Source organism: Streptomyces marokkonensis (assembly GCF_008312835.1).
GTDB lineage: Bacteria > Actinomycetota > Actinomycetes > Streptomycetales > Streptomycetaceae > Streptomyces > Streptomyces marokkonensis_A.
In genome coordinates this window covers 1-17392 of sequence record NZ_VSKS01000010.1, presented here as the reverse complement: position 1 = coordinate 17392, position 17392 = coordinate 1, and the positions used below count along the sequence as shown (strand labels likewise).

Sequence of the window (17392 nt, the reverse complement as noted above, 5' to 3'; positions counted from 1 at the left end):
CTCCGCCCGGCCCCGGCGTCCCGTTCGTCCCGCTCGATCCGCTGGACGGGCCTAGGCTGGACAGAGCGGTGCATACGGGACGAGATGCCCCGCCAGGGAGGCTGTGATGGACGGGACGGCCGAGGAACGGGACGCGTCCGGGACACCGCGGTACGTGCCGATCGCCGATCACGGGCTGATCGGCGACCTGCGCAGTGTGGCGCTGGTGGGGACCGACGGCACGATCGACTGGTACTGCTGTCCGTCCTTCGACGCGCCGAGCGTGTTCGCCGCCGTCCTGGACGCCGAGCGGGGCGGCTGCTTCGAGCTGGCGGCGGCCCTGCCGGCCCGCACCAAGCAGTTCTACTTCCCCGACACCAATGTCCTGATCACCCGGTTCTTCACCGAGGACGGGGTCGGCGAGGTGCAGGACTTCATGCCCGTCGTCGACGATCCGGTCGAGGAGCGGCGGCACCGGCTGATCCGGCGGGTGCTGTGCGTGCGCGGCTCCGTGCCCTTCCGGACGCGGGTGGCACCGCGGTTCGGCTACGGCGCCCGGCCGCACACCGTGCGACTGACCGGAGACATCGCGGTCTTCGATTCCCCCGAACTGTCCCTCGCCCTCACCGCGACCGTCCCGCTGGAGGCGGACGAAACGGACGTGCGGGCCGACTTCAAGCTGAACGAGGGCGACACGGCGGTGTTCGCCCTGGACCGGGTCGGCGGAGACGTGTCCCCGAGCCGCTGCGAGTGCGGGGAGGCGGAACGGCAGTTCGCCGCGACGGTGGCGTACTGGAGGCGCTGGCTGTCCTCCTCGCGCTACCGGGGCCGCTGGCGGGAGATGGTGCACCGCTCCGCGCTCACACTGAAGCTGCTCACCTACGAGCCGACCGGCGCGATCGTGGCGGCACCGACGACCAGCCTTCCCGAGGAACTCGGCGGGGAACGCAACTGGGACTACCGCTACGTGTGGGTACGCGACGCCGCGTTCTGCGTCTACGCGCTGCTGCGCCTGGGGTTCACCGAGGAGGCCGCGGCGTTCATGGGATTCGTGTCCCGGCACATCAGCCCCGGTGACGGCACCCCGTCCGGCCCCCTGCAGATCATGTACGGCATCGACGGCCGCGCCGACATTCCCGAGACCGAGCTCGGCCACCTCGAGGGGCATCAGGGCTCGGCGCCGGTGCGGATCGGCAACGCCGCGGCCGGTCAGTTGCAGCTCGACATCTACGGGGCGCTGATCGACTCGATCTATCTGTACAACAAGTGGGCCGAGCCCGTCTCCAGCGAGCAGTGGGACCACGTGACGGCGCTGACGGACTGGGTGTGCGCGCACTGGGACCAGCCCGACGAGGGAGTCTGGGAGACGCGCGGCGGTCGCAAGAACTTCCTGTACTCGCGCCTGATGTGCTGGGTGGCGATCGAGCGGGCCATCCGGATGGCCGGCCAGCGCGGACTGCCCGCCGACCTCTCCCGCTGGCGGGCGAGCAGGGACACCATCTACCGGCGGATCATGGACCGCGGCTGGTCCGCGTCACGTCAGGCGTTCGTGCAGCACGAGGACGGCGAGGTGCTGGACGCGGCGGTGCTGATGATGCCGCTGGCGAAGTTCATCGCGCCGACCGACCCCAAGTGGCTGTCGACGCTCGACTCCCTCACCGAGGACCTGGTGTCGGACTCCTTGGTCTACCGCTACGACCCGCGGGTGAGCCCCGACGGACTGCACGGCGACGAGGGGACGTTCTCCATGTGCTCCTTCTGGTACGTGGAGGCGCTGACCCGGGCCGGGCGGCTCGACGAGGCGGCCCTCGCCTTCGAGAAGATGCTGACGTATGGCAACCACCTCGGCCTGTACGCCGAGGAGATCAGCCACACCGGGAAGCAGCAGGGCAACTTCCCGCAGGCGTTCACTCATCTCTCCCTGATCAGCGCCGCGTTCAATCTGGACCGTGCCCTGGGCTGAGGCTCAGTGTCCGTGGCCGTCGGAGTGTTCCGGGGTGCCACTCGACGGTGTCCCGGCCGCTCCGGCGTGCACGGTGAAGGCCGCGGTGCGGACGACGCCGTCGTGCTTGAAGTCGAGGAACAGCCGGTAGCTGCCGCCGCTGGGGGCGGTCGCCGTGAAGGAGACCTCCGGGCCGGGCTCGGTCGTGCCGTCGCCGGGTTCGCCGTGGGGGTGGACGTGCAGGTAGGCGAGGTCTCCGGAGCGCAGGGCGACGAGGTGGCCGTAGGCGCCGAGGTAGGGCTGGAGGTCGGTGACCGGCTTGCCGTCACGCGAGACGCTCAGCCGCAGATCGCTCGACCGTCCGGGCCGCAGCGACCCGGTCAGCCCGACCTCGTAGCCGTCGACGCGTGCCGTGGCACTGGCCCGGGGCAGTTCCCGCGGCCGGTAGGAACCGGAGGCGGCGAGGTCCGCTCCGAGGGTGAGGTTCTCCGCGCCCTTCTGCGCCGGGGTGAAGTCGGCGAAGACCCGGTATCCACCGGCCCGGGGCAGGTCGACGGGGGTGCTCCAGGTGCCGTCGGCAGCGCGGGTGGGGTGGAGATGGCGGTAGGTGAGCAGATCGCGTGAGGCGACGATGAGGTGGAGTTCCTTGTCGTGCTCGCGGCGATACTCGGTCACGGCGCGCCCCTGGTCGTCCCGGACGGTGAAGCGCAGGTCGGTGCGGTCCCCGGCGGTGACGCGCGGGGTCTTCAGGTCGAGGGTGTAACCGCCCTCGGAGATCTGCAGCCCGCCGGCCGGAGCGGCCTCGCCGCCACCGCCCTCCTTCGCCGCCGGTGCGGAGGGTTCGTGCTGCTCGTCGTGAGCCGGCGCACGGTCCGCGACGACCGGGTCGAGTCCCTCGCCGACACCGTAGGCCACGCCGAAGGTGGCGGCCAGGGCGGCGGCGAACGCGGTGATCTTCAGTCCGGTGTTCATGACCGTCTCTCCTCGACAAACAGGGTCCGCGGCTCACTCCAAGCCGATCGATACAGCTCACCATACCCCTAGGGGGTACCAAGTCAAGCCGTTCCGCCCCTTGCCGAAGATACCCATGGGGGGTATACATGTAATCCCCCGGCGGGTATCCCCCGCCCCGTATCTGTCACAGGAGTGCAGCATGACCGTCCGTACAGCAGGCGCCGATGCCGAGGTGGAGCTCGCGATCGGCGGGATGACCTGCGCCTCCTGCGCCGCCCGCATCGAGAAGAAGCTCAACCGGATGGAGGGGGTCACCGCCACCGTCAACTACGCCACCGAGAAGGCGCGGGTCAGCTACGGCGGTGAGGTGACCGTCCGCGATCTGATCACCACCGTCGAGGCCACCGGCTACACGGCCCAGGAGCCGACACCACCGGACGAGCCGGCCGGGGAGGACGACGAACCCGACGGGCTCCGGCCCCTCAGACAGCGGTTGATCACTGCGGTGGCCCTGGCGGTGCCCGTCGTGGCGATGGCGATGGCCCCGGCTCTGCAGTTCGAGTACTGGCAGTGGCTGTCCCTCACCCTGGCGGCGCCGGTCGTGACGTACGCGGCGTGGCCCTTCCACAAGGCGGCGTTCACCAACGCGCGGCACGGTGCCGCCACCATGGACACGCTCATCTCGGTGGGCACCTCGGCCGCGTTCCTGTGGTCCCTGTGGGCCCTCTTCTTCGGCACGGCCGGCACGCCCGGTATGACCCACCCCTTCGAACTGACCATCGCCCGCAGCGACGGCGCCGGGAACATCTACCTGGAGGCCGCCGCCGGAGTGACCGCCTTCATCCTGGCCGGCCGCTACTTCGAGGCACGTGCCAAGCGGAAGGCGGGAGCGGCGCTCCGGGCCCTGCTGGAGCTGGGCGCGAAGGACGTCACCGTACTGCCCGCCGACGGCCCCGAGAAGACGGTTCCCGTCGCCGAGCTGAGGGTCGGCGACCGCTTCCTGGTGCGCCCCGGCGAGAAGATCGCGACCGACGGGACCGTCGCCGAGGGCTCCTCCGCGGTGGACGCCTCGATGCTCACCGGCGAGTCGGTGCCGGTGGAGGTCGCCGCCGGGGACCCGGTCACCGGAGCCACCCTCAACGTCGGCGGGCGTCTCGTCGTGACGGCCACACGGGTCGGCGCGGACACCCAACTGGCCCGTATGGCCAAGCTGGTGGAGGACGCGCAGAACGGAAAGGCCGCCGCGCAGCGGCTCGCGGACCGGATCTCCGCCGTCTTCGTGCCCGTCGTCATCGCCCTGGCCCTGGGCACCCTGGGCTTCTGGCTCGGCAACGGCGCCGGTCTGACGGCCGCGTTCACCGCCGCCGTGGCCGTCCTGATCATCGCCTGCCCGTGCGCCCTCGGCCTGGCCACCCCCACCGCGCTGATGGTCGGCACCGGGCGCGGCGCCCAGCTCGGCATCCTCATCAAGGGCCCCGAGGTCCTGGAGTCCACCCGCCGCGTCGACACGGTGGTCCTCGACAAGACCGGCACCGTGACCACGGGCCGGATGACCCTGCTGTCCGTGCACACCGCCGCCGGCACCGACGAGAAGGAAGTGCTGCGGCTCGCGGGCGCGTTGGAGCACTCCTCCGAGCACCCGATCGCGCGGGCGGTCACCGACGGCGCGCGGGACAGGCTGGGCGAGCCCCTGCCCACGCCGGAGGACTTCGCGAACGTCCCCGGGCTCGGTGTCCAGGGCGTCGTCGACGGCCACGCGGTCCTCGTCGGCCGCGACGGGCTCCTGCGGGAGTGGTCCCTGGAACTCCCCGAGGACCTGGCCCGGACCAGGGACCTGGTGGAAGAGGCGGGACACACCGCCGTCCTGGTCGCCTGGGACGGTGAGGCGCGCGCGGTACTGGAGATCGCCGACGCCGTGAAGGAGACCAGCCCCGAGGCCGTCCGCCGGCTGCGCGCGCTCGGTCTGCGGCCGGTCCTGCTGACCGGGGACAACGAGGCGGTGGCCCGCTCGGTGGCCCGGGAGGTCGGTATCGCGCCGGAGGACGTCATCGCCGAGGTGCTGCCGCAGGACAAGGTGGACGTCGTCAAGCGGCTCCAGTCCGAGGGCCGTTCGGTCGCCATGGTCGGCGACGGGGTCAACGACGCGGCGGCACTCGCGCAGGCGGACCTGGGCCTGGCCATGGGCACCGGAACGGACGCGGCGATCGAGGCCGGCGACCTGACCCTGGTCCGCGGGGACCTGCGGGCCGCGGCGGACGCCATCCGGCTCGCCCGCCGCACCCTCGGCACCATCCGGTCCAACCTGTTCTGGGCGTTCGCCTACAACGTGGCGGCGCTGCCGCTCGCGGCGGCCGGTCTGCTGAACCCCATGATCGCTGGGGCGGCCATGGCGTTCTCGTCGGTCTTCGTGGTCGGCAACTCGCTGCGCCTGCGCACGTTCCGGGCCGCCTGAAGCGCCGGGGCGGGCGGGCCCCCCGGATGGATCATGCGTACCGTGGGCACTTGGTGATTCCCGCTCCACGGTGCGGGTACGCCACTCCAGGACGCCACCGCGGGAGAGACAGATGAGCGAGCCGCCCACCACCGACCAGGACGTCACCCGTCCGCTCACCAGGCCCGTACCGCCCGCCGACGGACTGCGCAGGGTCGCCTCCGCGGTACTCGGCGACCTCAGGGCCGTGGACGGTGCCCTGTACGCCGCGGTCGCCGCCACCCCGACGCCGACCCTCGACCGGGCACTGCGCCGTCTCTCCCACGCGGCCGACCACTCCAAGATCTCGTTCACCATCGCGGGAGCGCTCGCCCTGGCCGGCTCACGGCCGCGCCGCGCGGCGCTCGCCGGGGTGGGGGCGATCGCCGTGGCGTCGGCGTCGGCCAACCTGCTGGGCAAGCGCCTGGTGCGCAGGGACCGGCCGGACCGGGAGGCGGCGCGGGTGACCGTGGACCGCCACGTGCCGATGCCGACGTCGGCGTCGTTCCCTTCCGGGCACACCGCGTCGGCGGTCGCGTTCGCCACGGCGGTGGGGACGGTGCTGCCCGCGGCGTCGGTGCCGCTGGGGGCGTTGGCGGGGGCGGTCGGCTACTCGCGTATCCACACGGGTGTGCACTATCCGGGCGACGTGGCCGCCGGGGCGGTCCTCGGCATCGCCAGCGCCGCGACGGCGCTGGCCGTGGCGTCGGCCCGTCTTCCCGCGTCGTACGCGCGCGGGCTCCGGCGGAACTGAGCCGAGGCACATCGGGCCGACGCTCCCTTCGTCACCGGTGAGAGTGTCGCCGGGCGCTCCGCGTGGGCTTCGAGGATGTTCGCGCACCCCGGCGCTGGCGCGTACCCCGCGAAAGTGGCGCAGGGGTGCCGTCGCGCCCCCTCCCCCATCGCCCCAGCGGCACGACTGCCCGCGGAAGCCGCGCGACAGCGGAGCGGGAACGGCGGAGCGGGGCGGATCCGCGGGACGGCGGGGCGGAGGGCGGCCGGCGGTCGCGTACGGCGCGGAGGGGTCGGGGCGGGGGTGTTCGCCCGCAGTGGCTGGCGCGTCCGCGCCCTCAGCCCCTTCCGGCAATCCCAGTCGCGCCAGTCCGAGGACGGACACCCCCGACCCGGCCCCGACCCACCCACCGGCATCCGGCGCTACGCGCACCCCACCCCACAGACCGCTGCGCCGCAGGCATACGACCACGCACCGCTCACCACACCAGTCCGCCCAGATACCCTTCCACCCGCTCCCGGTCCCACGCACCGTCCGCGACCACGACCCGGTACCGGTACGCGAAGGACTCCCCCGGCGCCAGCGCGAACTCCTCGAAGAACGCCCAGGAGAACGCGACCGACGGAATCGGCTCGGAGCGCACGAACCAGTGCGACGGATGAACGGCACGCCCGTCAAGATTCTCCGGCGCGTGCGCGAAGACGAGCGTGGAGTGACCGTCGCACTCATCGTGCTCCGCCGTAAAAGCGAGCCAGGAACTCTGCGTACCCATGAGCTCCCCGGCCCCAGCCCCAGCCCCGGCCCCAGCCCCGGCCCCGGCCCCGGCGCCCGGCGCGAAGACCGTCCCCCCGGTGAAGTCCCGCGGCCCCCGCCACTGCAGCCCGGTGTAACCGGCCATCTCCCGCCCCGCGGTGGTCGGAGACCCGAACTCCAGCACCGACCCCCGCACATTGGTCAGCCGTATCGACCAGTCCAGCACCCAGGCCCCGGCCTCCTCGTCGACGGAGTGGACGCTCAGCCCCCGCGCCTCCCGCGCCCACTCACCACCGCCGTTCTCCACCCAGGTGAGGTCCTCGACGCAGTCGAACCGGCCGTCCCCGACGACGAACGCGGAGAAGCCGTCGTGCCGCATCGAACCGACCCGCTCGGGAAGGGGGAGGTAACCCCGTCCGTGCACATAGGAGTTGCCGCCCCAGAAATTCTGACCGGAGAGATGACTGGCCGTCATCTGCAGTCCCTTGTGCCACCGGTGGTCGTTCGGCCGGTACCCGGTCACCGTGCGGCCGCCGAGCGTGCGCACGGGATGGGCATACGGTTTCCGGGACTCGAACGGCTCAGGATCCGGACGGTAGGCATAGCGGAGGATCTCCGCACCACCCGCCCCCACCTCGACGGCCTCACCCACACGATGGACGACGCGGATCCTCACACCCGCTCCTCGGACGCCCAGTCGGAACGCCCTCCGTGCATGGCCTCGTGGAAGGGATCCCCGGCGACGATCTCACCGGCCCGCACCGCCCGGCCGGTGAACGCGGCCTTGTACAGGGCGGCGGCGAACTCCAGGGTGCCCCGGGCCTCCGGCCCGCTGCCCGGCGGCCGCGTTCCGGCGTCGTAGGCGTCGAGGAGAGCGCCCAGTTGGGCCGTGTGCGAACTCGGCACGTCCCGCGCGGGCGTGCGCCAGGCATCGGCGCGCTCGGCGGGGACGTGCCGGGCCGGGGTGTACCTCCAGTCGTCATTGACGTGCCCGTAGAGATGAGTGAGTTCCACCGTCGCGTCCGCGCAGTCGATCCGGATCCGGCTGACCTCGTCCGGCGAGAGCACGCTGTTGACGACCGTGGCGAGCGCGCCGCCGCGGAAGCGGACCAGGGCGGTGGAGACGTCCTCGCTCTCGGTGTCGTGGACGAGCCGCGCCGCCATGGCCCGTATCTCCTCCCACTCGCCGAGCAGGTGCAGCAGCAGGTCGTACTGGTGGATGCCGTGCCCCATGGTCGGCCCGCCGCCCTCGGTGGCCCACCGTCCGCGCCAGGGCACGGAGTAGTACGCGGCGTCCCGGTGCCAGGTGGTCTGGCAGTGCGCGACCAGCGGGGCGCCCAGCTCGCCGCTCCGGATCAGTTCCCGGGCGTGGGCGGCGCCGGAGCCGTAGCGGTGCTGGAAGACCACGGAGGCGTACGCCCCCGAGGCCTCCTCGGCCGCGGCGATGTCGTCGTACTCGGCGAGCGACAGGCACAACGGCTTCTCGCACAGTACCCAGGCACCGGCCTTGAGCGCGGCCACCGTCTGCCGGCGATGGAGCGACGGCGGTGTCCCGATGAGCACCAGGTCGGGCCGTACGGCGTCCAGCATCGCGCTCATCGAGGTGAACCCGGCCACCTGTCCCCCTGCCGGCTGCTCCCCGGCGGACGCCCGGAAGGCGTCGAGCCGGCCCTGGTCCACGTCGACGGCGGCGACCAGTTCGGTGCGGTCGGCGTGGGCGCGCAGCGCGGGCAGATGACCGCCGACGACGATGGCACCGGTGCCGACGACGGCGACTCGACGGCGGACAGGGGTCAAGGACATGCGGCGCTCCTCGGAACGTTCAATTAGAAAGCGCTTTCTCAAACCCTGACCCTAGGCCCCTCCCCCACCGGAGACAACCCCACCTCCCCGGGCTCACCAGCCGCAGCCCCACCAGCACTACACCCGCGCCTCATCCCCGGACCGCAGCGCCCCACCCCGTCCGCCCCGTCCACTCCCGGCCCCCACGAACCGGTACCGCCGCTCCGGCCGCCCCGTGGCCCCGTACCGCAACGACACCTCCGCGCTGCCCGCCGCATGGAAGTACTCCAGGTACCGCCGGGCACTGACCCGCGAAACACCCGTCAGACCGGCGCACTCGGTCGCGGACAGACTGCCGTCCGCCTCCCGCAGGGTCCGTTCGATCAGCCCCGCGGTCTCCGCGCTCATCCCCTTGGGCAGCACCGGCGACGCGGGCACCGCAGCCCCCGCCAGGACCCGGTCGACGTCCGCCTGCCCGCGCACCACCGTGTCCCGCATCCGCCCGCGCTGCACGGCATACCGCTCGAGCCGCCCCCGCAGGTCCTCGAAGTCGAAGGGCTTGAGCAGGTAATCGACCACGCCGTGCCGCACCGCGCCGCGCACCGCATCCGCCTCCCGGGCGGCGCTGATGACCATCACGTCGCACTCGTGCCCGGCGGTGCGCAGGCGGGGTATGACATCGAGCCCGAAGAGATCGGGCAGGTAGAGGTCGAGCAGAACCAGATCGGGGCGGAGCTCGTCGACGGCGGCGATGGCCTGCTCACCACTTCCCGCGACACCGACGACCCGGAACACGTCGAGTCGTTCGACGTAGGCGCGGTGCACCCGGGCCACCCTGAAGTCGTCGTCGACCACCAGCACATCAATGGCGTCGACGGCCGCGGGCACGGACCGCCCGCCTCGCGTGCCGCTCATCGATTCCGCTCCTTCCGCCACCGCGTCGTCGAGGTGACCACATCCGCAAGCGCGACCACGACCACGACCACGACCACGACCACGACCGCAAGCGCGACCACGACCACGACCACGACCGCGACCGCGACCGCGACCGCGACGACAACGACAACCGCCCCAACGACGGCCACCGGACCCGGCCGGGCGCGGCGCGACGCCGCACACGGTGCCGGAGCCGCCCATCATGGCCCCCACCTGCGGCCGGGGAAAGAGACGTGCACCACTGACGCACTGGCGCTGACGCAATGACCACAACTTCCATTGGTTCCGCAAGCGCGACAGCCGGCCGCGGCGCGGGCACCATGTGGCCCGCGTCACCCTCCCCCCACAGGGCCTGGCGTGATCCCAGACGACCGACCGACAGGTGGTGGCACTCGTGCGCCTGCGCACACCCCTCGCCCTGCTCGGGGCCGCCGTGCTCGTACTCGTGGGCCCGCCGCTGCTCACGACCGGCAGCGGCTCCGAGAGCGGCACACAGATCCCGGGCCTGCGTCTCATGGTTCCCAACTCGCCCGGCGGCGGCTACGACATCACGGCCCGTACGGCCGCGAGGAACGCCGAGGACGCCGGGCTCACCCACTCCGTCGAGGTGTTCAACCTGCCCGGGGCCGGCGGCACGGTGGGCCTGAGCCGGCTGGTGAGCGAGCACGGCAACGGCAAGCTCGCCATGTCGATGGGCCTGGGCGTGGTCGGGGCCGTCCGCTCCAACGACGCCCCGAAGACCCTCGGCGACACCACCCCGATCGCCCGGCTCACCGAGGAGCAGGACGTCGTGGTGGTCGGAAAGGACTCCCCCTACAGGACGATCGACGACCTCATCGCGGCCTGGAAGGAGAACCCCGGCAAGCTCCCGGTGGGCGGCGGGTCCTCCCCCGGCGGGCCCGACCACCTCGCGCCGATGCTGATGGCGCGGGCCTCCGGCATCCCGCCGAAGCAGGTCAACTACATCCCCTTCGACGGCGGCGGCGAGCTCCTCGCCTCGATTCTCGGCGGCAAGGTCGCCTTCGGCGTCTCCGGCGTCGGTGAGTACCTCGACCAGATCACGTCGGGTGAGCTGCGACTGCTCGCGGTCACCGGTCCGGAGCGTGTCGCGGGACTCGACGCGCCCACACTGCGGGAGGCGGGCTACGACGTGGACTTCACCAACTGGCGCGGCATCGTCGCGCCGCCCGGCCTCACGGAGGCCGAGCGCGGCAAGCTCGTGCGCCTGGTGGAGGAGCTGCACGACTCGAAGGAGTGGCGGGAGTCCCTGGAGCGCAACGGCTGGGACGACGCCTTCCTGACCGGCGAGAAGTTCGGGGCGTTCCTGGACGCCGAGGACAAGCGCGTGGTCTCGGTACTGAAGGAGCTGGGACTGTGACGACCCCGACCCCACCCCCGACGCCGCCCTCGGCCTCCACCACGACCACGTCCACGTCCACGGACAAGACCCCGGCGCCCGCCTCCGAACGCCGCTCCTGGCTCCGTGACCATTCCGAACTCGGCGTCTGCGTCCTGCTGCTGGCCCTGGGCGTGCTGGTACTGACCGACGCGCTCACCATGGACGTCGACATCACCCAGCGCGGTCCCGTCGGCCCGAGGACCGTACCCCTCGGCGTCGGCACCGGCCTGCTCGTCGTCGCCGCACTCCTGGCCGTCGACGTACTGCGCGGCGGCCGGGGCCAGGCCGGGACCGGGGAGGACATCGACCTGTCCGAACCCGCCGACTGGCGCACGGTGGTGCTGCTGGCCGGGGTGTTCCTCGGCACCGCCGTCCTCATCGAGCCGCTCGGCTTCCCGATCGCGGGCGCGCTGCTGTTCTGGGGGGCGGCCTTCGCGCTCGGCAGCCGCAGATTCGACCGCGACCCGCTGATCGCGGCGGTGGTCTCCTTCGTCACCTACGCCGTGTTCAACAACCTGCTCGGAGTGCCGCTGCCCGGTGGTCCGCTGATGGGAGTGCTGTGACATGAACGCCCTCAACTCCCTGATGGACGGCTTCGGTACGGCGCTCACCCCGCTCAATCTGCTCTGGGCGGCCGTGGGCGTGCTGCTCGGCACGGCGATCGGTGTGCTGCCCGGTATCGGCCCGGCGATGGCGGTGGCACTGCTGCTGCCGGTGACGTACGGACTCGAGCCGACCGGCGCGTTCATCATGTTCGCGGGCATCTACTACGGTGCGATGTTCGGCGGTTCGACGACCTCCATCCTGCTGAACACGCCCGGTGAGAGCGCCGCCGTGGTGGCGGCCATGGAGGGCAACCCCATGGCCAAGGCGGGGCGCGGCGCGCAGGCCCTCGCGGCCGCCGCGATCGGGCACTTCGCGGGCGGAATGGTGGGCACGGTCCTGCTGGTGGCGCTGGCACCGGCGGTCGCCGACCTGGCGGTGGACATCGGCGCGCCGGACTACTTCGCCATCATGGTGCTGGCGTTCATCGCCGTGACGTCGGTGCTCGGCTCCTCCCGGATCCGCGGCATGGCCTCCCTGCTGATCGGCCTGACGATCGGTCTGGTGGGCCTGGACCGGATGACCGGCCAGCAGCGGCTGACGTTCGGTTCGCTGCAGCTCGCGGACGGCGTCGACGTGGTGATCGTCGCGGTGGGCCTGTTCGCCATCGGTGAGGCGCTGTGGGTCGCCGCGCATCTCAGGCGCCGGCCGCCGGACCCGATTCCGGTGGGGCGGCCGTGGCTGGGCCGCGCGGATGTGAGGCGCACCTGGAAGTCCTGGGCGCGCGGCCCGTTCATCGGCTTCCCGTTCGGTGCGATCCCGGCGGGCGGTGCGGAGATCCCGACCTTCCTGTCGTACGTCACGGAGAAGCGGCTGTCGAAGCACCAGGACGAGTGGGGCAAGGGCGCCATCGAGGGCGTCGCGGGCCCGGAGTCGGCGGCGTCGGCCTCGGCGGCGGGAACGCTGGTGTCCATGCTGACCCTGGGGCTGCCGACCACGGCGGTCGCGGCGGTGATGCTGGCCGCGTTCCAGCAGTACGGCATCCAGCCCGGCCCGCTGCTGTTCGAACGCGAACCGGACCTGGTGTGGGGTCTCATCGCCTCGCTGTTCGTCGGCATGGTGCTGCTGCTCGCCCTCAACCTGCCGCTGGCACCGGTGTGGGCGAAGCTGCTGCGCATCCCGCGGCCGTACCTCTACGCCGGGATCATGTTCTTCGCGGCGGTGGGCGCGTACGCGGTCGGGGGTGAGGTGATCGACCTGGTGATCCTGCTGATCATCGGTCTGATCGGTTTCGGGATGCGTCGCTACGGGCTGCCGGTGCTGCCGGCCGTCATCGGGGTCATCCTCGGCCCGGCCGCCGAGCAGCAGCTCCGGCGCGCCCTGCAGATCAGCGACGGCAGCGTCACGGGTCTGGTCAACACCCCGTTCTCGGTGATTGTTTACGCGGTCGTGGCCCTCCTCCTCGCGTGGCCGCTGGTGCGCGGGGCACTGCCCCGGAGGAACCCCCGGACCTGATCGAACACCGGTTTCGACCGTCGGGGCGCGGCTCGGGAAGCCGCGCCCCGACGGCGTACGGACGGGGCGGCGCTCGTACCGCATCCCGCCCAGCCTCTTGACGCGTCAGCGACAAGAGTGGCTTCATGTCGGACATGGGAGCGCTCCCACCTCCAGGGAAGGGGAATCCATGCGCGACACCCGCCTCCTGCGCTTACGTACGCTTCCGCTCCTCGGCCTGCTCGCCACCCTGCTCCTGCCCCTCGGACTGATCCTGGCGCCGGGCGCGGCAGCCGCTCCGGACGCGGCCGCGCCGGTGCGCATCATGCCGCTCGGCGACTCCATCACCGGCTCGCCCGGCTGCTGGCGGGCGGTGCTGTGGAACCGGCTGCTGGACGCCGGCCACACGGACATCGACTTCGTCGGCACCCTGCCCGAACAGGGCTGCGGCGTGGAGCACGACGGCGACAACGAGGGCCACGGCGGTGAGCTGGTCACCCAGGTCGCCGACCGGGACCTGCTGCCCGCACGACTTGCCGTGACGCGTCCGGACATCGTTGTCATGCACTTCGGGACGAACGACGTCTGGAGCAACGTCTCCCCCGACCGCGTTCTCGCCGCCTACACCGAGCTGGTCGCGCAGATGCGGGCGTCCAACCCCGACATGCGTGTGGTGGTCGCCCAGCTCATTCCCATGAACCCCGCCTCGTGCGCCGCCTGCGCCCAGCGCGTCGCCGACTTCAACGCCCGCATCCCCGGGTGGGCCGCGGCGACGGGCACCAGCCGCTCACCGGTGAGCGTGGTGGACCAGTGGACGGGCTTCGACACCGCCCTCGACACCTACGACGGCGTGCACCCGAACGCCGCCGGCGACGAGAAGATCGCCGCCCGCTGGTTCCCGGCCCTGGCCGCACTCCTGGAGGAGGGCGTCCCGGGCGGCCCGGATGATCCCGGCGATCCGGGCGACGAGCCCGCCTGCACCGCATCCTTCCGGGCCGTCTCCGCCTGGCAGGGCGGCTACCAGGCCGAGGTGACGGTGACCAACACCTCGGCCACCCCCGTCACGGGCTGGACGGTGACGGTCGCACCGGCCGACGGCGCCCGCGTCACCCAGGTCTGGAACGGCACCCTCGGCACGGCCACCGACGGCACGGCCACCGTCACCGACGCGGGCTGGAACGGCACCCTCGCCCCCGGTGCGAGCGCCGCCTTCGGCCTCATCGCCACCGCACCGGCAACCTCCGCCTCCCCGGCCGCGACCGTCGGCTGCGCGGTCACAGCCGCCGCCTGACGAACGGCACGCACGCCACGCACGGCAGCACGGCACGCACGGCACGCACGGCACGCACGCAGATCCGATCCCCCCTCCCATCCCACTCACTGGAGCCGCCATGAGATCCCCCGAACGCACCGTCCCACGCACCGCGGGCCTCCTCGCCGCCCTGCTGGGACTCCTCCTCCCGCTCCTCGCCCTCACCCCCGCGGCCCACGCGGCACCCACCGGGTTGCGGGTGGAGAATGGCCGGCTCCTCGAGGCGTCCGGGAACGACTTCGTGATGCGCGGTGTCAACCACGCGCACACCTGGTACGCCGACCGGATCGGCTCGCTGGCCCACATCAAGGCCAAGGGCGCCAACACCGTGCGCGTCGTCCTCTCCAGCGGTGACCGCTGGACCCGCAACGACACCGCCGACGTGGCGAACGTGGTCGCGCAGTGCAAGCAGAACCGGCTGATCTGTGTGCTGGAGGTGCACGACACCACCGGCTACGGCGAGCAGAGCGGAGCGGTCACCCTCTCCCGCGCGGCCGACTACTGGATCAGCGTGCAGAGCGCCCTGACCGGCCAGGAGGACTACGTCGTCGTCAACATCGGCAACGAGCCGCACGGCAACAGCGGTTACACGGCCTGGACGGCCGACACCAAGGCGGCGATCCAGAAGCTGCGCGGCGCCGGTTTCGGCCACACGCTCATGGTCGACGCCCCCAACTGGGGCCAGGACTGGGCGTTCACCATGCGCGACAACGCCGCCTCGGTCCTCGCCGCCGACCCGGACGCCAACACGGTCTTCTCCATCCACATGTACGGCGTCTTCGACACCGCCGCCGAGATCAGTGACTACCTGGGCCGCTTCGTCGCCGCGAAACTCCCGATCGTGGTGGGCGAGTTCGGTCACGACCACTCCGACGGCAACCCCGACGAGAACACCGTCCTGGCCGTCACCCAGCAGCTCGGCCTCGGCTATCTCGGCTGGTCGTGGAGCGGCAACGGCGGCGGGGTCGAGTACCTGGACATGGTCACCGACTTCGATCCCGACCGGCTGACCAGCTGGGGCGAGCGCCTCTTCAACGGCGCCAACGGCATCGCCGCCACCTCCGAGGAGGCGGCGGTCTACGGATCCGGCCCGGGCGACGACACCACGGCCCCGACCGCTCCCGGCACCCCGCGCGCCTCGGCGGTGACCGCGTCGTCCGTGACCCTGAACTGGGGGGCCGCCACCGACGCGGTCGGTGTCACGGGCTACGACGTCGTGCGGATCAGCGGCGGCACGGAGTCCGCCGTCACCACGACGACCGGCACCTCCGCCACCGTCACCGGCCTCGGCGCGAACACCTCGTACACCTTCGCCGTCTACGCCCGGGACGCCGCCGGCAACCGCTCGCAGCGCTCGGGCACGGTGACCGTCACCACGTCGCCGGGCGGCACGACGGGAGCCTGCGAGGTGGGCTACCGGGTGACCGGCGAGTGGCCCGGCGGCTTCCAGGGCGAGGTCACCGTGCGCAACACCGGAAGCTCGGCCGTCGACGGATGGACGCTGCGCTGGGCGTTCCCCTCCGACCAGCGGATCACCCACATGTGGGGCGGAACCCCGGCCCAGAGCGGTGCCGAGGTCACGGTCACCTCCGCCTCGTACACCGCGTCGATCCCCGCGTCCGGCTCGGTCACGCTCGGCTTCACCGGCACGCGGTCCGCCGCGAACCCCGGCCCCACGGCGTTCAGCCTCAACGGCGCGGACTGCTCCGTGGCCTGACAGTCCGCTGCCCGGAAGGTCCCTCCCCTTCCGGGCAGCCACTCCCGCCGGCTCAGACGAGGTGGGCGAAGACCACCAGGTTCTCCGTGTAGTCCTTGGCGGCGCGGTCGTAGTCGCCGGCGCAGGTGATGAGCCGGACCTGCGCGTCCGGCGTGTCGGCGTACACACGCTCGTCGGGGAAGTCGTCCTTGTCGAAGGACTCCGTCTCGTCCACGACGAACGTGGCCTTGCTGCCGTCGGCGCGCAGGACCCGGAAGCGGTCCCCCTTCTCGAGTTCGCTGAGCCGTGCGAACACGGCCGGGGACGTCTTCGTGTCCACGTGCCCGGCGACGATCGCCGTACCGCGTTCTCCCGGGGAGACACCCTTGGCGTACCAGCCGACCAGGTTGGTGTCGTGGGCCGGCGGCGGCTCGAGCTGCCCCTTGCCGCCGATGGCGAGGTCGGTGAACGGCGCGTCGACGCCGATGCCGGGGATGAGCAGCCGGGTCGGCTCGGACCGCGGCAGATGCCGGCCGGCCGACTCGCGGGGAGCGGGCTCGCCCGCGGCCGGCTCGGTGGAGCCGGACGGTGCCGCGGAGACGGCGGGGGGTGTGCGGGGCGCGTGGGCGTCGTCAGGGGGATCCTCGCCGCCGCCCATCAGCGTCGCGGCCAGCACCAGGCCGGCCCCGGTCCAGAACACCGCCGTCATTATGGCGCGCAGTCTCCGCCTCGTCGGCGACGCCGGATCGGGTTCGAGGGGGGTGGGAGGACTGGCCGGCATCGGGGGAACCACCTCATTCGGGCACGGCAGGGGGTACGACACACGGAAGAGCGAGCGGGGCCGTCATGACGCGCGCGGCACGTAGGACGGCCCCGGCCGCTATGACGCAGGGCATGACTCAGGCCACGTTCCCGGTGGCCTTCTTGCGGCGCAGCGCGTAGGCACCGGTGCCGAGGACCGCGAGTGCGGCCAGGCCGCCCGCGGTGACACCGGGCTCGGCGAGTCCGCCGCCGCCGGTGTGCATGCCGCCGCGCGGCTTCTCGTGCTTCCAGTCCTTGTCCTGCTTGCCGCCGTAGGAGTCCTCGCTGTGCGAGTCACCCTTGTCCTTGTAGGTCTCGGGGTCGTACTTCGGGTCCTTGGCGGTCCCCCAGTCCTCCTCGTTCACGGCGGCCAGGGCGCCACCGCCCGTGTGCATCCCGCCGTGCGGCTTGCCGTACTCCTCCTCCTCCTTCTTGTCGTCCTTGCCCTCCTTCTCCCAGTCCTTCTCGCCCACGGCGGCCAGGGCCCCGCCACCCGTGCGCATCCCGCCGTGCGGCTTGCCGTACTCATCCTCCTTCTTGTCGTCCTTGCCCTCCTTCTCCCAGTCCTTCTCGCCCACGGCGGCCAGGGCCCCGCCAC

General features: G+C 72.2%; 15 protein-coding genes. 8 read left to right on the top strand and 7 right to left on the bottom strand.

The window, feature by feature from the left end; all coding sequences use genetic code 11:
- The first annotated feature begins 106 nt into the window (after positions 1-106).
- Positions 107-1942, top strand: a complete 1836-nt coding sequence (locus tag F1615_RS18395) for a glycoside hydrolase family 15 protein (protein ID WP_149550080.1) — start codon at positions 107-109, stop codon at positions 1940-1942.
- 3 nt (positions 1943-1945) lie between these two features.
- On the opposite strand, the gene F1615_RS18390 is transcribed toward F1615_RS18395, so the two are convergent.
- Positions 1946-2893: a hypothetical protein gene (locus F1615_RS18390; RefSeq protein ID WP_149550079.1), complete on the bottom strand. Its 948-nt coding sequence runs from the start codon at positions 2891-2893 to the stop codon at positions 1946-1948.
- A gap of 181 nt (positions 2894-3074) precedes the next feature.
- Here F1615_RS18390 and F1615_RS18385 point away from each other — a divergent pair, with 181 nt between their 5' ends.
- Together F1615_RS18385 and F1615_RS18380 are read left to right on the top strand one after the other, a co-directional pair.
- Entirely contained in the window at positions 3075-5327 is a 2253-nt protein-coding gene (locus F1615_RS18385) for a heavy metal translocating P-type ATPase (protein WP_149550078.1), read from the top strand.
- Positions 5328-5439: 112 nt separating this feature from the next.
- Positions 5440-6099: a phosphatase PAP2 family protein gene (locus F1615_RS18380; protein WP_149550077.1), complete on the top strand. Its 660-nt coding sequence runs from the start codon at positions 5440-5442 to the stop codon at positions 6097-6099.
- A gap of 457 nt (positions 6100-6556) precedes the next feature.
- On the opposite strand, the gene F1615_RS18375 is transcribed toward F1615_RS18380, so the two are convergent.
- The 4 genes from F1615_RS18375 to F1615_RS35955 all read right to left on the bottom strand — a co-directional run bounded on the left by F1615_RS18375 (position 6557) and on the right by F1615_RS35955 (position 9698).
- Complete coding sequence (locus F1615_RS18375; RefSeq protein ID WP_149550076.1) at positions 6557-7507, bottom strand: PmoA family protein; 951 nt, start codon at positions 7505-7507, stop codon at positions 6557-6559.
- Positions 7504-8634 (bottom strand): Gfo/Idh/MocA family protein, encoded by a 1131-nt coding sequence (locus F1615_RS18370; protein WP_149550075.1) that lies wholly within the window; start codon positions 8632-8634, stop codon positions 7504-7506. Before F1615_RS18370 ends, F1615_RS18375 begins: the two co-directional genes overlap by 4 nt.
- 117 nt (positions 8635-8751) lie before the next feature.
- Positions 8752-9528 (bottom strand): response regulator, encoded by a 777-nt coding sequence (locus F1615_RS18365; RefSeq protein ID WP_149550074.1) that lies wholly within the window; start codon positions 9526-9528, stop codon positions 8752-8754.
- Entirely contained in the window at positions 9525-9698 is a 174-nt protein-coding gene (locus F1615_RS35955) for a hypothetical protein (protein ID WP_208818350.1), read from the bottom strand. The genes F1615_RS18365 and F1615_RS35955 overlap by 4 nt, the downstream gene beginning before the upstream one ends.
- Before the next feature lie 245 nt (positions 9699-9943).
- On the opposite strand from F1615_RS35955, the gene F1615_RS18355 reads away from it, so the two are divergent.
- From F1615_RS18355 to F1615_RS18335, 5 genes are all read left to right on the top strand, one after another.
- Positions 9944-10927, top strand: a complete 984-nt coding sequence (locus tag F1615_RS18355) for a Bug family tripartite tricarboxylate transporter substrate binding protein (protein WP_167533798.1) — start codon at positions 9944-9946, stop codon at positions 10925-10927.
- Positions 10924-11511 (top strand): tripartite tricarboxylate transporter TctB family protein, encoded by a 588-nt coding sequence (locus F1615_RS18350; protein WP_149550071.1) that lies wholly within the window; start codon positions 10924-10926, stop codon positions 11509-11511. The genes F1615_RS18355 and F1615_RS18350 overlap by 4 nt, the downstream gene beginning before the upstream one ends.
- Position 11512: 1 nt before the next feature.
- Positions 11513-13006: a tripartite tricarboxylate transporter permease gene (locus tag F1615_RS18345; protein ID WP_149550070.1), complete on the top strand. Its 1494-nt coding sequence runs from the start codon at positions 11513-11515 to the stop codon at positions 13004-13006.
- Positions 13007-13175: 169 nt separating this feature from the next.
- The gene (locus F1615_RS18340) at positions 13176-14276 is read left to right on the top strand and encodes a GDSL-type esterase/lipase family protein (protein WP_149550069.1); all 1101 of its coding nucleotides are present in this window, start codon (positions 13176-13178) and stop codon (positions 14274-14276) included.
- 100 nt (positions 14277-14376) lie between these two features.
- The gene (locus F1615_RS18335; RefSeq protein WP_149550068.1) at positions 14377-16014 is read left to right on the top strand and encodes a cellulase family glycosylhydrolase; all 1638 of its coding nucleotides are present in this window, start codon (positions 14377-14379) and stop codon (positions 16012-16014) included.
- A 52-nt stretch (positions 16015-16066) separates the two neighbouring features.
- Here F1615_RS18335 and F1615_RS18330 read toward each other — a convergent pair whose 3' ends face one another.
- Together F1615_RS18330 and F1615_RS18325 are read right to left on the bottom strand one after the other, a co-directional pair.
- Positions 16067-16702, bottom strand: a complete 636-nt coding sequence (locus tag F1615_RS18330; protein ID WP_149550308.1) for a class F sortase — start codon at positions 16700-16702, stop codon at positions 16067-16069.
- Between the two features lie 190 nt (positions 16703-16892).
- Positions 16893-17297 (bottom strand): hypothetical protein, encoded by a 405-nt coding sequence (locus tag F1615_RS18325; RefSeq protein WP_425385652.1) that lies wholly within the window; start codon positions 17295-17297, stop codon positions 16893-16895.
- Positions 17298-17392 lie beyond the last annotated feature (95 nt).

Excerpts from the sequence above, each read along its gene's own strand:
- F1615_RS18395 (WP_149550080.1), top strand. The coding sequence starts at position 107 with ATGGACGGGACGGCCGAGGAACGGGACGCGTCCGGGACACCGCGGTAC.
- F1615_RS18335 (WP_149550068.1), top strand. The coding sequence starts at position 14,377 with ATGAGATCCCCCGAACGCACCGTCCCACGCACCGCGGGCCTCCTCGCC.
- F1615_RS18340 (WP_149550069.1), top strand. The coding sequence starts at position 13,176 with ATGCGCGACACCCGCCTCCTGCGCTTACGTACGCTTCCGCTCCTCGGC.
- F1615_RS18365 (WP_149550074.1), bottom strand. The coding sequence starts at position 9,528 with ATGAGCGGCACGCGAGGCGGGCGGTCCGTGCCCGCGGCCGTCGACGCC.
- F1615_RS18385 (WP_149550078.1), top strand. The coding sequence starts at position 3,075 with ATGACCGTCCGTACAGCAGGCGCCGATGCCGAGGTGGAGCTCGCGATC.
- F1615_RS18380 (WP_149550077.1), top strand. The coding sequence starts at position 5,440 with ATGAGCGAGCCGCCCACCACCGACCAGGACGTCACCCGTCCGCTCACC.
- F1615_RS18370 (WP_149550075.1), bottom strand. The coding sequence starts at position 8,634 with ATGTCCTTGACCCCTGTCCGCCGTCGAGTCGCCGTCGTCGGCACCGGT.
- F1615_RS18330 (WP_149550308.1), bottom strand. The coding sequence starts at position 16,702 with ATGACGGCGGTGTTCTGGACCGGGGCCGGCCTGGTGCTGGCCGCGACG.
- F1615_RS18390 (WP_149550079.1), bottom strand. The coding sequence starts at position 2,893 with ATGAACACCGGACTGAAGATCACCGCGTTCGCCGCCGCCCTGGCCGCC.
- F1615_RS18345 (WP_149550070.1), top strand. The coding sequence starts at position 11,513 with ATGAACGCCCTCAACTCCCTGATGGACGGCTTCGGTACGGCGCTCACC.
- F1615_RS18325 (WP_425385652.1), bottom strand. The coding sequence starts at position 17,297 with ATGCGCACGGGTGGCGGGGCCCTGGCCGCCGTGGGCGAGAAGGACTGG.